The organism is Moraxella oblonga NBRC 102422, from assembly GCF_001598275.1.
In the GTDB taxonomy this organism is placed as follows: domain Bacteria; phylum Pseudomonadota; class Gammaproteobacteria; order Pseudomonadales; family Moraxellaceae; genus Moraxella; species Moraxella oblonga.
The window spans coordinates 18,519-34,434 of record NZ_BCYQ01000020.1; the positions used below are offsets into that span (position 1 = coordinate 18,519).

A 15,916-nucleotide genomic window follows, 5' to 3' on the forward strand; every position below is an offset into this window, starting at 1 on the left:
TAACACATGATAATCATCAAGTTAATTCATCTTTATGCCAATTTTATGGCAATTTATATTTTTTTTTAGTAAAATACACCATTTTAATCACAACTTTTTATGAAAAACTCTCACGAAAATATCACCCTACCCACCTTTGAAGTTGCATTAGTACAAAACACAGGTAACGAACCAACTCACCAAACCATCAGCCTTAATGATTTTATCAAACAGCACAATAGTGGTTTGATTTTATATTTTTATCCCAAAGACAGTACGGCAGGTTGCACGGTGCAAGCCACCGACTTTACAGCACTGGCAGATAAATTTGCCCAAAAAGGCTACACCATACTTGGCGTATCTCGTGATAGCATCAAATCGCACCATAATTTTATTTGTAAAAAAGAACTAAGCATTGGACTCATTAGCGATACCGATGAAAAGCTATGCCAGCATTTTGGCGTTATCCAAGAAAAAATGATGTACGGAAAAACTCATCTGGGTGTGGTGCGTTCAACTTTTGTATTTGATAAAAATGGCATCATGACGGCAAGTTTTCGCAACATCAAATCCAAAGAACACGCTCAAACCTTACTTGATATTTTATAATGAAAGTCATGCACCTATCCTCATCGCTCAAACATGATGAAGCCGAGCGAGGGATTTATGCCATTACTCATGCTCTTGCCAAAGCAGGTCATGAAAGCATGGTTATCGGTTCAGCCCACCCTGATGACGAACTGGTTACTCGCCTTGTGCGTGATGGCACGATTTATCATCAAATGATTATGCCAAAAAAGTCATGGTGGTCATTACGGCACGTTTTTCGTTTACGAACATTGATTGATGATTACAAGCCCAACGTGATTCATGTACATTCTCGCACGCCTGCGTGGGTACTACATTGGGCATTACGACCCTATCCCAAATCATCTCGCCCCAAGATAGTGGCCACCATGTATGGCTTTTATCAACTCAATTCCTATGCCAAAGCATTATTTAATGCCGACATTATCATTACAGCATCAAAAAGCATACACGCCTACCTCATTGACAAATTGGCCGAAAAAAAAGAAGAGTTGGATATTGATGAATTCCCCTTTCAAATCACCTGCATCAAACGAGGCATAGATGTACGCAAATACCCCTATCGCCATCATTCATCTGTCTATTGGCTACACAACGTATTTGCACAATATCCAGAACTTGAACACAAAAAATGGCTGATGTTCCCCACGCCTGTGGGGGCAGAGTATGGACAAGAGTGGCTCATTGACATTTTGGGCAATCTCCAAGAACAATTCCCAAACATTCATGCCATCATCGCCGAAGACAACGACCCACTTGCACCCCAAGATGTCGCCCACGAAGATTTTATCCAGCGTCTGCACGCTCTAAATCTCCAAGATAAGGTAACTTTTATCGGTAGGCGACCGCCCGACATGAGGGAATGGCTCTCCTCTGCCAATGTGGTACTTGCCTTAGCAAGCCACCCTGAAAGCATTGGCATTACTGCCATTCAAGCCATACATCTAGGCACACCTGTCATTGGCTGGGCAAGGGGGGCGTTTGCTGATATTTTAAAAGCCACCTATCCACAGGGCATCATCAAAGAAGAAACTGCCATCGCCTTGTGCAAAACCATCAAATCCCACCTAAAAAATGCTTTTCGTCCTGCCATGACCCATGAATACACCATTGACCAAATGACAGCCGAAACGTTGGCGGTGTATCAGTCGCTGGTGCCTGATTGTAAATTGGTAGAAAAAGACAGGCACGATAATTTGGTCTGTGTGCGAGTGGATGAATAGTTTTAAAAAATCATACGTTTTTTACATCACTTACATTTAAATACCAAGCACCGCATAAATTTTGTGGTAATTTTAAAACTTTATCACTATAATTAAGCCATTTTGGCATAAAAGAGTAAAAAGATGATTATTGGCATTGATTTAGGTACAACCAACAGCCTTGTGAGTTATTTTAAGGACGGCAAACCCACCCTAATCCCCAACGCCTTGGGGAGTGTGCTTACGCCATCGGTCGTGAGTGTGGATAATGACGGAAAAATCCTCGTGGGACAACCTGCCAAAGACCGCCTTATCAGCCACCCTACCGCTACCGCTAGCACCTTTAAACGCTTTATGGGTAGCCAAAAAATTTATACCCTAACCGCAGGCAAACACACCCAAAAATTTAGCCCAGAAGAGTTATCTGCCCTAATTTTAAAATCCCTAAAACAAGATGCCATCGCCCATCTGGGGCAAGAAGTCAGCGATGTTGTCATTACCGTTCCTGCCTATTTTAACGACCATCAACGAGAATCCACCAAAACATCAGCCACACTTGCAGGCTTAAACGTTGTACGCCTCATCAACGAACCTACTGCCGCCTCTATGGCGTATGGGTTGCACGAATATGACAGCGATGATGAGCGTAAATTTTTGGTATTGGACTTGGGTGGTGGGACATTTGATGTAACCCTGCTTGAACTTTTTGCAGGGGTCATGGAAGTCAAAGCGTCCGCAGGTGATAATTTGCTTGGTGGTGAGGATTTTACCGAAGTCATCATCAAGGATTTTATCCGCCATCACGAAAATCAAGGTACGCCAAGCCACTTTTGGCAAGCTCATCACGCCATGCTCTATGATGAGAGTGAACGTGCCAAACGTATGTTATCCGACCATGATACCGCCCAAATCCATCTTAGCATTGATAATAAAGTGTACGATTATACACTTAATAGCGATGACTTTGAGGAGCTTTGCCAACCTCTATTCGCTAAAATCACCGCCCCCATTGAACAGGCTGTGCGAGATGCCGAGCTAAAAGTGCGAGATTTGGACGCAATCGTGCTGGTGGGCGGCTCAACTCGTATGCCACTTTTTAAAAAAATGATTGCCAAACTTTTGGGGCGTTTTCCCACCGCCACCCTAAATCCAGATGAGGCAATCGCTATCGGGGCAAGCATTCAGGCAGGATTGATTGCAGAAGACAACGCCCTAGATGAGCTGGTATTGACCGATGTATCACCTTATTCTTTGGGTGTGGAAACAAGCATTCAAGTGAACGAGCACGAACGCAGAGCAGGCATTTTTTCACCCATCATTGAACGCAACACCATCATTCCCACAAGCCGTGTGGAAAATTTTAGCCCCGTTCACAACGACCAAACCGAAGTACGATTTGGCATTTATCAAGGTGAGGCACGGCTTGTCAAAGACAATATTTTGCTTGGCGAGCTGACCGTCAAAGTCCCCAAAGAATATCAAGGCAAGGCTACCCAGTTATCAATTGACGTGCGTTTTTCCTATGATGTCAATGGGCTTTTAGAAGTGGATATTGATGCAGGAGGCAAACAGCACAATCTCACCATTGAAAATGGTGCAAAACGCCTCACCGAAAAAGAGTTGCAAGCCTCCAAAGACAAACTATCCGCCCTAAAAATCCACCCAAGAGACACCATCGAGAGTCGAGCCCTCATTGCACGAGCCGAACGCCTATATTCACAACGTCTAGGACATGACAGAGAGGAGATTGGGCGACTTTTGGCATGGTTTGAAAACGTACTAGATGGTCAAGACAGCGAAAAAATCCGCCATTCGCAGGTCAAATTTGGCGAATTTTTGGACAATATTGAAAACAGAGATGACTGGCGATGAACGCATGGCAAATACTGGGCATAGAACCCACCGATGATGAAAGCACCATCAAAAAAGCCTATGCCAAACAGCTAAAACACAACAAGCCTGACAAAAACCCCGAAGGCTTTAAAAAGTTGCGTGAAGCGTACGAACACGCCCTTGCTACTCGCTATTATTATGCCGATGATGATAATGACGATGAGAATGATGAGAATGATGAGAATGACGATATTTTAAAACACACCGAGTATGACCATCACAGCGATGAGACGGATGTTGGCGGTCAACCTGACGACACCCATGATGTCAATCACGTCAATGACAACCTTACCAAGTTCATCAAAGACGTAGAAAATATCTCGCCTGCTCAGGGTATTACCATTCATTATCAGATTGTTGATGACACAAAACACACGCCCAATGAGAGCGATGACGGTCATGTCGGTGTAGACACAGATGATTTTCAACCAACCGATGACCCAAACGACCACACAGACAACCACGCAAACCATCAAGACCAAACAAGCGACTGGACTGATGACGATGTGGCAGATGAGAGTGATGATAATGATTATGAAAGTTTGACAAACGCATGGTACGACATTGACAACGCCGAGACCAGCCATCAGCACAAAGATAAAGCCTTACTTGCCCTGCTTGGCGAGCAAGTGGAACAACTGCCCAACCTGCCTCTTGATGACCGCATGGCATATGAGCAAGATTTGTTACATTTTTTTATGTGGCGAGAAAACATTTATCATCAAAGTTATCATTGGGTGTTTGACAACTTTGGTTGGCAGACCATCATGGACACTTGGCAAATCGAGCGTTATCCATGGCATTATCTGACCGATTTGCAAGAGCGTTATAAAAGAACTGTGGCTAATTTTATCAGTTATGCCAGTACTGATTTGGACAAATCGCAAGAATTTGAACAGTTATTACAAACAGAATACCCAGCATTTTATGAATATTATCAAAACAGCCACCCCAACACCTATGTCCATGCCTACCGTTTTATCAAATACTCTTTTTATCCTGAAAAAGTGGGGGCATTGTCGTATGATTTACACCAAATCACGCACGCCTTAAACGCACTATCCACCCTAGATAAAAAGAATGACTATCTTTTTTATACTTCACTTCACAACAGCAAAACACTCAAAGAACTCAAAGAATGGACGTTTGACGGCGTATTTAGCACCAAAGACGTGTTGATGGCTGGTGCAATAATTTGGTATTTGGTGTGGGGAACTTCTCTTGCCCTTGATAAGATGACGATTGTCAATCATCATGTATTGCCCATACTGATATTTGTGGGCATGATGATGATTTTTTGGCGGTGGCGGTGGCAACTGTTTGTAACGCCTAACAAATTTAATTATCAGCGTTACCTGCACCGTGTGAATGAGAAGTATTTTAAAAACTTACACATCTCTATACCACTCATCTTTGCCAGTGGCTTTTATGGGGCATATCACAGTCTCCAAAAAAGCCCAGTCATGACCGATGAGACCATGAAGCTCTATGATGACCCCAGTTATTTTATGGTGCATGGTTTGGCATTTGGGCTATGGTGGAGTCTTATGCGTGCCAACCGTTATGACAACCCCTTTGCCATACAAACTCATTGGTATGCGGTTTTTATTTTTACCCTTGTCAGCGTGGTGTATCCGCTCATCGCCCTACTGGTGGGTGAGAGTATTCGGGGCAACATCATAGGATATCACCCCTTATTGTGGCTTATCATTTACACACCAATCGTGCTACACCTTTTGACCGTCAATGGTTGGTCGTGGCTACATACACTAGAAAATCTAACATTGAGAGTATTTTTGGGATTGGCAGGAGGTCTCACCTTGATGGCGGGCTTGGTAGCGTTTGTGCTGATGTTTAACATACCATTGTTTGGGGTGTTAGTCGTCATTGGATTATGGTCGGCATTTAGATCAACAATTACAGGAAAAGAATGATGGTCAATCACATAAGCAAGTTAAAATTCAACAAATCAATGGCTTGCCAAATGTGTCATGAGAATAAAAACCCCAATCCCAATAAGCACCACTCCGCCCAAAATTTGGGCTTTGTTGCCAACTTCTTTGCCGATTTTTGCCCCCAAACACACCCCAAAAGTCGCCATGGTGGTGGTCGCCATGCCAATCAGCAAGCTTGCTAACCAAATATTGACATCTAAAAAGGCAAGCGATACACCAACAATCATCGCATCAATGCTGGTAGCAAAGGCGGTCAAGATGGTTTTGGCAAGGTTATTTTTGATGGATTTGCCATCATCGTCCACCCCAAAAACCGCTTCATACATCAAATGCACGCCCAACCCACCCAATAATACAAAACTCACCCAATGGTCAAATCCTTGCACCAAATCATTTGCCAACACACCCAAAAAATAACCAATAATCGGCGTAATTGCTTCTACAATGCCAAAAATAATGCCGATTTTAAAGGCTTGAAATAAACGATTGTCTGATAAATGAACGCTCGCCCCACGCACCACAGACGCCGCAAATGCGTCCATAGACATACCAAAAGATAAGGCGGTCAGAGCAACGATATTCATGTAATTAACTCATTAATAATTGGTATTATTTAATAGCAATACATTTATGATTTTTAAGTATCTTTAATCAACAATGTCTAAAATTTATTTTTTAATTCACGCAGTGCCGAAAACACTGATAATTTATCCTCATTTTTTAAAGGGTAAATTTGTTTAATGTTATCAATCATTTTTTTATTGTCTGTTTGTAAAAACACATTAATCAAACGCTCTGTTTTAAGGTTGGTTGGTAATGATGGCGTGTTGTTTTTTAGATGTTTTTCTACATACTCTTTATGCACCAAAATCTCTTTTTTGGTCACATCATCACATATTGACAAACCAAATTTTAGATTAGATACCGTATATTCATGTGTAGGATAAAATAAAACATCATCAGGCAAAATATTAAAAGATAATGTATCAAAACGTTCCATACTGTCAAATAATTCATTCACCGTTCCTGTAAAAACTCGCCCACACCCACCACTAAATAATGTATCTCCACAAAAAACATGAGTTTGATGATTAATGTTGCACAAATAGCTCAAATGTGTGTCCGTATGTCCTGCCGTCCGCCACACATTAAATTTTAACCCCAACAGCTCAAATGTGGTATTTTCATCACACACCACATCAGGCATAATACCAATGGCATTTAAATGGGTATCATGGGCATAAATTTGGGCATTGGGATAGGCGATTTTGGCATTTGCCACACCGCCGATATGGTCATCATGATGATGAGTGATTAAGATGGCAGACAAGTCAAGATGGTGCTTTTTTAAATAATCAATAACAGGCTCATCATCGCCAATATCCACCGCAATGGCATGATTGCCTTGGGTGATTAGCCAAACATAGTTATCATTTAAAATAGGAATGGGGATAATTTTCATGGGTTTTTCCAAAAAAAACCGACTGGTCGGTTGTAAAAGTAAGGGCGAAATTCGCCCCTACCTTCTAAAAATCATGGATTGTTCAGTTGGATACCAAACGTCAAGCGTAAGATTTTTCAAAATCTTTCATAAAATCAACGAGTGCTTGTACTTGTTTGAGTGTAACAGCATTATAGATACTGGCTCTCATACCACCCACAATGCGATGACCTTTTAGGTTTAACAGTCCTGCTTCTTTGGACTTTTCCAAAAAGACTTTATCAAGCTCGCTATCAGCCAACGTAAATGGCACGTTCATGATAGAGCGGTGTTTTGGATTAACGGCATTATGATAAAAACTAGAATCATCAATGGCTTGGTACAGTAGCTCGGCTTTGGCACGATTGATTTTGGCAATATTTTCCACCCCACCATTTTCCAAGAGCCACTCAAACACAAGACCTGACAGATACCACGCAAATGTTGATGGCGTGTTTAACATACTGTCATTTTCGGCTTGATTTTTATAATTTAGGACATTTGGACACCACGCACTTGCCTGCTCCATCAAATCCTTACGTACAATAACAAGCGTCAAGCCCGCAGGTCCGATGTTTTTTTGAGCCCCTGCATAAATCAATCCAAAATCATTGACGTTGATAGGTTCAGACAAAATACAAGAGGACATATCCGCCACGATGGGGGCATTGACTTTTGGGGTATCAAAAATCTGCACGCCATGAATGGTTTCGTTAGGGCAATAATGAAAATAAGATGCATTATCTGACAACTGCCAAACATCAGCGTTTGGAACATCTTTACCATCGCCTTGTGCCACCAGATTGATTTTGCCAAGCCCCAATGCTTCGTAACGTTTGGCTTCTTTGTAGGCTTTTTCTGACCATGTACCTGTGTTTAGATAATCCGCCGTTCCGCCGTTTAACAGGTTAAAGGGAATGGCAGAGAATTGTAAAGATGCACCCCCCTGTAAAAACAACACCGCATAATCGTCTGAAATACCCATCAATTTGCGTAAATCTTGCTCGGCTTTGGTGGCAATCTCAATGTAGTCAGCACTGCGATGGCTGATTTCCATAACAGAAACGCCTTTACCACGCCAATCAAGTAGCTCGGCTTGGGCTTTTAGTAAGACTTCGGTAGGCATACTGGCAGGACCAGCACAAAAATTGGCAAGGCGATTCATGAGGTATCCTTAAAAAAAACTTGGTGAGTTATTGTAACAGATTTGTATGGCTTTTAAAATAACCACCCAAAAATAAAAACACCATCATCACCTGCATTACAACGTAGGAATAAATTTGGTATTTGGGCACCATTTGTCATACAAAACAGACATAATCTCATAATCACATTCATCAAACACACCATTACCCAATAGAGAAGTGTGCAAAGTATCTAAATATCTTTTATTCATCATTAGGTCATCATTTTGATAATGGCACAACAACAATGCGATATCCACCGCACTGCATTGAAAAATCATCATTATAATACTTTCCAAATCATCTTGGTGGATTGATAATTGGGAATTGATGAGGCGTATATAACGATAAATAGTATGGATACTTTTATGATGGTCGTACTGATGACTGGTGATAATTTTTATTAATAATAAAATCACCACCCATTCATTATGATTGATACAGTACTGTTTTGCCTTGATGATTAATTTATCAAATAACATTTGATAAATCTCCTCAAAATCATACATTTTATCAAAAACAGAAAGCAATCCATACAAATGAACGCCTTGCCACAAAGTAGCCAATGAATTATTGTTGGTGTTTTGATGATTGCCATAACTGATATAATGGCATAACTGATAAAAATCACCCATCAGCCATGATTGTTTATTTTTATCGCATAAATCTTGATAAATTCTTTGATAAATAACACACAACAATCCATGGTCAATACGTCTATCCGTTTTTGCCACTTCCATCAATAATGACCTGTCAATTGTCAGCACTCTATCATGACCATCTTGTTCATAAAAAACATCACCAAAACAAATATGTTTATCAAGACATAATTCATTTTTATCATGGCAAATCATAACCGCGTAAAATAGCTGAAATAACTGCGTCAAATCATCTCTACCCACATCATTATTGTGTAAAAATCGGTTGATGATTAATGGCAAATGTAGTTTTTTTATATGATTAATACTAATGTATTGAACATTAACCAATTCATAATCCGCTTTTGCTTGACTAGGATAAATCACATTATCAGCGATGTCTGTATTATCAACTACCAATCCATCATTGAGAACTTTTTCTTGTAAGTGCATGATTGGTTTATCATAAACTGGGATAATATTGGGCAACTGGTCTTTGATGACATTGGGAGTTATTTTAGATGAAGTTGGATAATGATTGGTTGGGTGCTTACTAATGTGGGAAATGCTATCATTAATCTGCAAAGCCATCATATCATCATAAGTGCGTTGCAATTTTGTTACGTCCAAATGAGCAATCGCCATTTTTGCAAAATCTTCATAATCAGACGCATACAAAGCATGAATACGCTCATGATTGTCAGGGTGGGTATTGCCCAAATCACCAATCCGTTCTCGCCAACTTAGAGCATAATCATTATGTGGGTTCAAAAAGAAAAAATAACTTAAATGTGTGGTATAGCATTTCTTACTTTTGGTTAAAAAAGGATTTTGTTGTAATATTTTTAATAATTTGGTTACACCATTACTTCTGGTTAATTGGATAGAAGTTGCATCTGCCAAAAATTCACGCTGGCGGTTAAAATGCTGTTTTATCCATTCGCCACTTGCCATACCCAAAAAACCCACCAAGCGAATCATCAATGAAATAAATTCAATAGACAATCGCCCGACACCAACTACCTGTACATATTCACGCTTTTGACCTTTATCGTTGGTAAGATAATAGCGTTTTACTTTGGGGTTTTGTCGCCATTTAGAAATCCACTCCAAGCTATCAGCCACATCATAAAGCCATGACAAACTTGACATAAGCACATACATTTTGACATTTAATTTGGCATCGCCATGTAATATATGTCCATATTCATGACCGATTAAACCGTATAGGCTTTCATTATCTAATTGTAATGCCCCTTCACTCACCACAAGCATCATGTCATAATCATCAAATCCTGCCACAAAAGCATTAATGCCTTTATCATTCATGACATATAGTTTTGGCAAATAGATATTAGAAGCAATGGCAAGTTGTTCGGCAAATTGATAATATCGGCGATATTTAGGTTCAAATTCCTTGATATAATTCACACAAATCACATTTTGAGATGATGAATTTGCCAAACCAGACACATTAATAAATAAGCGTTTGACTTCAATATCCTTTAATATTAAATCGTGATTGTGGGTGATTTTATTATACTGATATAAAACATTTAAAATAAAATAACTAGGAATAATTAAAACAATCCAAAACCATAAAAATTCTGTCCAAACCCCAACAATAAAATACCAAGCCACCATAAATACCAATAACGCTACCACCACATGAATCATCATCGCCATGACAAATAAAAAATAAAGCATTAGGCTATTTCTTTTGTAATGGCGTTGTAATTCAAAAAATTGATGATGAGTGGTCATGTTGGGCAATCATCAAAATGATACATTGGGAGAGACACCAATACTGGATTTGTCCGTAAATTCTAATTGGGATATGGGAAAAAACCCAAACAGATTTGCTACGATGTTATTGGGGAAAATTTCTCGCTGATTGTTATAAAACATCACACTGTCATTATAAAATTGGCGAGCAAAACCTATGCGATTTTCGGTGTTTTTGATTTCGTCTGACAACTCTTTTAGGGTGGTGTCTGCTTTTAATTCTGGGTAGTTTTCTACCACCGCATAGAAGGCAGTGAGAGCTTTTGATAAGGTATTTTCGGCACTGGCTAATTTGGCAAGTTCGCCATTATCACTAAGGTTGGCTTTCACGCCATTCATGCTTTGGGCGATATTACGAGCTTCTGTGATAGCGACCAACACTTGTTCCTCGTGAATCATATAGCGTTTGGCAATGTTCACCAAATTTGGAATTAGGTCATGGCGACGTTTTAGCTGAACGTCAATTTGGGATAGTCCGTTGGCAACTTGGTTTTTGAGGCGAATAAGTCCATTGTATATGATGACAAAAAACATACCAAGCCCAATCAACAACGCCATCACCACATACATCATAACACACCTCCAAATTTCCTATCAGTTCATTCTAGCATAACATACCCTACATGGCAAGCTGACGCAGAGGGCGTGCGGTAGTTTTACAAAAAAGCTCATAATCAATGGTGTTTGCCCAATTTGCCACTTGATAGGCAGGCAAACCCTCTCCCCACAACACAACTTCATCGCCCACCCCCACAGGCACATCGGTAATGTCTATCATCATCATATCCATCGCCACACGCCCCACAACAGGTATTAAAAACTGCTGACTGTTTTTTGTGATAAAAACATGGGCATTTTGTACCACTCTAGGATAGCCATCACCATAGCCCACACTTAGCACACCAATGCGACTGGGCTTGTCTGCCATCCATAATCCGCCATAACCCACCTGCTCACCCACATTTAACTCATGAATGGCAAAAATATGTGTAGTAAAAGTCATTACAGGTCGCAACCCAAGCTGATTTGGGGTTTTGTCCGCCACAGCCATACCACCATATAGAGCAATCCCCGCTCGCACCCAATCATAATGAACACTAGGAAAGTTAAAAATTCCTGCCGAATTACAAAGTGAGCCTTGTATTTTATCCGCATGCATGGCTTTTAAAGCACCAAGCACCTCATTAAAACGCTCTATTTGCAAGCCATTTGCTAAATTTTCTCTGTCGTCTGCACAAGCAAAATGACTGGTTAAAATGATGTTATAACCTTTATCCATAAGCAATTTGGCAGATGCCAAAACGTCATTTTTGCCAAACCCCAAACGGTTCATGCCCGTGTTGTATTTTAACCAAATAGTACGTGAAAAACTGACATTTTTTGGCACATTTGCCAATGCCCAATCCAGTTGGTTTTGGCAATGCACCACACAACTAAAATTATAGTCTAACGCTTGTAACCATTCACTTTGACTAAACACTCCTTCAATAAGAACAATGGGCTTAACTGACAATTTTTGACAGTTGATTTTGGATAATATGTCAAAAACTTGCACACCCTCTCCAAAACTTGCTACACCATAGGCGTCCGCTTCCAACAACCCCTGCAAAGCCCAAGCAATACCATGCCCATAAGCATTGGCTTTTACCATTGCCATGACTTTGGCGGTTGGGGCGTTTTGGCGTATGGTATTTAGGTTTTTTTGCAGGGCAGATGCCTTTAAAGTAATGGTAGTATGTCGCATTTTTAACCTTTATTATACTGTTATTCGCTGTACTCGGTAGGCTCGCCATAATGCACGCCTTCATCTGGGACAAACTCTTCCTCAGTCTGACTGTCATCATCACCATCTACCACCTGTGTTGATTGGCTTTGAAATTCTGACACTTGGGTTTCGTAGTAGCAATCCGTGCCTTGCTGTGGCATAAATTCATTCAGCACAGGCAAATACACCGCATTAGGACAACCTTCCTTAGAAAGCAGTCCTGTGCCGTTATCTAGCCACGCCCACGTTACTTTGTCTGGTGTTTCAAAATGGTTGGGTGTTAGATTGAGCCGACTCATATAATCCACCCAAATCGGCAATGCTCCTGTACCGCCCGTCAATCCGATGGGCTTGTTGTCATCACGCCCAACCCATACCACAGACACGTAGTTGCCACTATATCCTGCAAACCACGCATCTCGTGCGTCATTGGTTGTGCCTGTCTTGCCCGCTAGGTTTAGATGCTCTCCCAAAGATAGGGCTTTTTTGGCTGTACCATTTTTGATAACTTCGGTCATGGCATGGTTGATTAGATACATATGTTCTGGTTTAAAACGCTGAACTTTACGGTCGTCATCAGTTCGTTTTAGCACTTGCCCTGTTTCACTGATGATTTGTCTAACGCTATGAATGGGTGCATGATAACCCCCAGAAGCAAAGATTTGGTACATACCCAACATATTCATGGGTGACAAATCCATCGCCCCCAAAAGCACCGATGGATAAGGTGAAATTTCCGCTTCAATACCAAACTGACGCAATTGCCCATGAAAATTTTTAAGCTCCATATCCATACCAACATTGACCGCCGACTGGTTGTAAGAGTTGGCAAGGGCAGTCATGAGTGGCACTTCGCCATGGCTTTTACCGCCATAATTTTTTGGCGTCCATGATTTGCCCCCTGATGGATACGCCACAGGTTCATCATTAACAGCACTGGCTAGGTTGTATTTACCTGATTGTAGTGCTGTCAGATAAATCACAGGTTTTAAAAGCGAACCCACTTGGCGTTTGGCATCCACCGCTCGGTTAAATCCTGTAAACTCCCCTGCACTACCTACAATCGCCACAAGCTCCCCTGTTTGAGGGTCAGCACTCACCAACGCCCCTTGTAGGTTTTGGGTGGCTTTACTGGTCTTTTTGAGTTTGGCAAGCTGTGCCGTCATGGCATTATCGGCAGATGTTTGGGCAATTGGATCAAGCGTAGAAATGATACGGAGCCCTGCACTCATCAAATCTTTTTCTTGATAATACGTTTTTAAATCACGTCTAACCACGTCAAAAAAATCAGGAAAATGACGTTTGGCAAGCATGGGCTTATCCGCAATATCCATATCATGAGCAACCGCCTCATCATGTTGTTCTTGGGTGATTTTACCCATGACTAGCATATTGTGAAGCACTGTATCGCGTCTATCTTTGGTGCGTTCGGGGTATTTTCTAGGGTTGTAATAACTAGACCCTTTGGCAATGCCCACAAGCAGTGCATACTGATCAAGTCGCAATTCTGATAAGGGTTTGTTAAAATAAAATCGTGATGCCACCGCAAAACCATTGACCGACACATTGCCATTTTGCCCCAAATTAATCTCATTAAGATAAGCAATTAAAATATCGTCTTTGGCATAATGACGTTCCAAAAGCAAAGCCATGAGTGCCTCGTTCGCCTTGCGTTTTAGGGTGCGGTCAGAGTTGAGATAAAAGTTTTTGATGAGTTGTTGTGTGATGGTAGAACCGCCCTGCCTTGCCCCACCTGTGATGTTTGATACAATCGCCCGAGCAATACCACGCACCGATACGCCATGATGTTCATAAAATAAACGGTCTTCGGTAGCGATGAGTGCATCTACCAAAGGCTTGGGTACATCTTCTTTTTTTAGGACTTCTCTATCTTCGTTGTTTTCAGGATAAATCCGACCCATCTCTATCGGCTCTAAACGAGCTTTATTTTGGGCGATGGTGCTTTGCAATTTGGCAATTTGCCCATCACGCAGAGTGATTTTCAACACACGTGCTTCGTCTATGTCGCCATCGCCATAATCAAATTTGCGAGCATAAATGGTGTAAGTATTGCCCTCTTTATAATAAGTCCCTGTTTTTTGGCTGTTGGTCTCGCTATAATTTAGACGATGAAGCCAGTCTTTGAGATGTTTATCACTCAATGGCATCTGTGGCAACAGTTCAAGGGGGCGAGAATACACCGTGGCAGGTATGTTCCAACGGCGTGTCTCAAACTTACCAACCACTTCGGCATCAAGTTTGTAAGCGTGCATTGCCAAAAACACCAAACCCACAATAATCGCCACTAACAGCAAAAAACCAACGAGCATAAATCCCTGTTGGCGTTTTTGTAAAGAACCAGACATCACACACCCCTAAGACCTTAAAAGGCATAATATCGCCCAAAATGCAGATTTTTGCAAGTGAAAAAATGATGAAATTTTGCAACAATCTAACACCAAAGATGATTTTTTGTATTGATTGCCCAAAAGTAAAAACGACACCCTAAGATGTCGTTTTTATCAAGGTCATTTCCAATCAGTTGAACTTGACGGAGTACAACTTGATCCTTTTGTCCAGCACTTTTGTCCACGACTATTTAGAACAACACTACCATCGCCATTTTGTTTGGCGGACGCAGGTTCTGCTGTCATGGTCCACTTTCTACCATTATCTTGAATCTGTATGTTAATGGTATAATGGGGGGTACCGTCTGGAAAGGAGGCGTTTTTCACCCCTTTGATTTTATTGTCCGCACCCTGAAAACTATTGCGGTTTGTTACTTGATAACGTTGTAGCTCTTGGCTTAGACGCACCATCTCTGTTTGTACTGCGGTGCGGTTGGTACGCACCACATATTTATCATAAGATGGCACTGCAATGGCTGCAATCACACCAATAATACCCACCACAATGATGATTTCAATAATTGTAAAACCTTTTTGCATCACCAATTCACCTCATTGTCACCACAAGTACCCTTTTTAACAGTATCTTTTGCCTGCGTCATACAACGCTCACCCACACTCGTCATAAGCAAGTCATAATTGAGTGCTTGAGCGGCTGGATCTGTACGTTCAGCATAGATACGCCAAGCAAAACCGTCGGCCTTTGCATTGGCGATATTGACACCTGCATTATCAGTTACCTTAATCGTATAAATCTCTTTACCATTAACAGAGACTGTACGCTCCACTGGTGCATTTGCTTGTGGCGCTGTTCCACTTTCGTTTGGCAATGTAAACCCTTTATAAGTAAAGTTTTTGCCACGAAAACGCTCCAAATCCGCAGCGATTTTTTGCATTTCTTGTTGGGCGACAGCTCTGTCCTTTTTGCGTGTATACTCTTGGTAACTTGGCACAGCAAAAGCGGTGATGATGGAGAGAATCACCAACACCATCAACAACTCTATCACGGTAAAACCTTGATATTTTTTCATGGACAATC

At 41.2% G+C, this 15,916-nt stretch carries 13 protein-coding genes; 4 read left to right on the forward strand and 9 right to left on the reverse strand.

Features of this window, described 5'->3' with window-relative positions:
* Window positions 1-99 precede the first annotated feature (99 nt).
* The 4 genes from MOB01S_RS07050 to MOB01S_RS07065 all read left to right on the forward strand — a co-directional run bounded on the left by MOB01S_RS07050 (window position 100) and on the right by MOB01S_RS07065 (window position 5,596).
* A complete protein-coding gene (locus tag MOB01S_RS07050) occupies window positions 100-588 on the forward strand; it encodes a peroxiredoxin (protein WP_066803073.1) in 489 nt (162 codons plus the stop codon).
* Window positions 588-1,790, forward strand: coding sequence for a glycosyltransferase (locus tag MOB01S_RS07055; RefSeq protein ID WP_084349654.1), 1,203 nt, complete (start codon window positions 588-590; stop codon window positions 1,788-1,790). The genes MOB01S_RS07050 and MOB01S_RS07055 overlap by 1 nt, the downstream gene beginning before the upstream one ends.
* Window positions 1,791-1,913: 123 nt before the next feature.
* Window positions 1,914-3,641, forward strand: a complete 1,728-nt coding sequence (locus tag MOB01S_RS07060) for an Hsp70 family protein (protein ID WP_066803076.1) — start codon at window positions 1,914-1,916, stop codon at window positions 3,639-3,641.
* The gene (locus tag MOB01S_RS07065) at window positions 3,638-5,596 is read left to right on the forward strand and encodes a DnaJ domain-containing protein (protein WP_066803079.1); all 1,959 of its coding nucleotides are present in this window, start codon (window positions 3,638-3,640) and stop codon (window positions 5,594-5,596) included. The genes MOB01S_RS07060 and MOB01S_RS07065 overlap by 4 nt, the downstream gene beginning before the upstream one ends.
* A 35-nt stretch (window positions 5,597-5,631) precedes the next feature.
* Here the strand turns inward: MOB01S_RS07065 and MOB01S_RS07070 are convergent, their stop codons facing one another.
* The 9 genes from MOB01S_RS07070 to MOB01S_RS07110 form a co-directional block, all read right to left on the reverse strand.
* A complete protein-coding gene (locus MOB01S_RS07070; protein ID WP_066803082.1) occupies window positions 5,632-6,201 on the reverse strand; it encodes a manganese efflux pump MntP in 570 nt (189 codons plus the stop codon).
* A 77-nt stretch (window positions 6,202-6,278) separates the two neighbouring features.
* Window positions 6,279-7,079 carry a hydroxyacylglutathione hydrolase gene (gene gloB / locus MOB01S_RS07075; protein WP_066803086.1) on the reverse strand — a complete coding sequence of 267 codons (801 nt, stop codon included), beginning with the start codon at window positions 7,077-7,079 and terminating at the stop codon, window positions 6,279-6,281.
* 100 nt (window positions 7,080-7,179) lie between these two features.
* On the reverse strand, window positions 7,180-8,262 hold the full coding sequence (gene serC, locus MOB01S_RS07080; RefSeq protein ID WP_066803089.1) for a 3-phosphoserine/phosphohydroxythreonine transaminase: 1,083 nt from the start codon (window positions 8,260-8,262) through the stop codon (window positions 7,180-7,182).
* 96 nt (window positions 8,263-8,358) lie between these two features.
* Window positions 8,359-10,683 (reverse strand): M48 family metalloprotease, encoded by a 2,325-nt coding sequence (locus tag MOB01S_RS07085; RefSeq protein ID WP_066803092.1) that lies wholly within the window; start codon window positions 10,681-10,683, stop codon window positions 8,359-8,361.
* Window positions 10,684-10,695: 12 nt separating this feature from the next.
* The gene (locus tag MOB01S_RS07090; protein WP_218016084.1) at window positions 10,696-11,277 is read right to left on the reverse strand and encodes a LemA family protein; all 582 of its coding nucleotides are present in this window, start codon (window positions 11,275-11,277) and stop codon (window positions 10,696-10,698) included.
* Window positions 11,278-11,323: 46 nt separating this feature from the next.
* The gene (gene alr, locus MOB01S_RS07095; protein WP_066803098.1) at window positions 11,324-12,448 is read right to left on the reverse strand and encodes an alanine racemase; all 1,125 of its coding nucleotides are present in this window, start codon (window positions 12,446-12,448) and stop codon (window positions 11,324-11,326) included.
* A 20-nt stretch (window positions 12,449-12,468) separates the two neighbouring features.
* Window positions 12,469-14,835 carry a penicillin-binding protein 1B gene (gene mrcB, locus MOB01S_RS07100; protein WP_066803101.1) on the reverse strand — a complete coding sequence of 789 codons (2,367 nt, stop codon included), beginning with the start codon at window positions 14,833-14,835 and terminating at the stop codon, window positions 12,469-12,471.
* Between the two features lie 162 nt (window positions 14,836-14,997).
* Window positions 14,998-15,417: a type IV pilin protein gene (locus MOB01S_RS07105; RefSeq protein ID WP_066803112.1), complete on the reverse strand. Its 420-nt coding sequence runs from the start codon at window positions 15,415-15,417 to the stop codon at window positions 14,998-15,000.
* Window positions 15,417-15,908, reverse strand: coding sequence for a type IV pilin protein (locus tag MOB01S_RS07110; protein WP_066803114.1), 492 nt, complete (start codon window positions 15,906-15,908; stop codon window positions 15,417-15,419). Before MOB01S_RS07110 ends, MOB01S_RS07105 begins: the two co-directional genes overlap by 1 nt.
* Window positions 15,909-15,916: the final 8 nt, after the last annotated feature.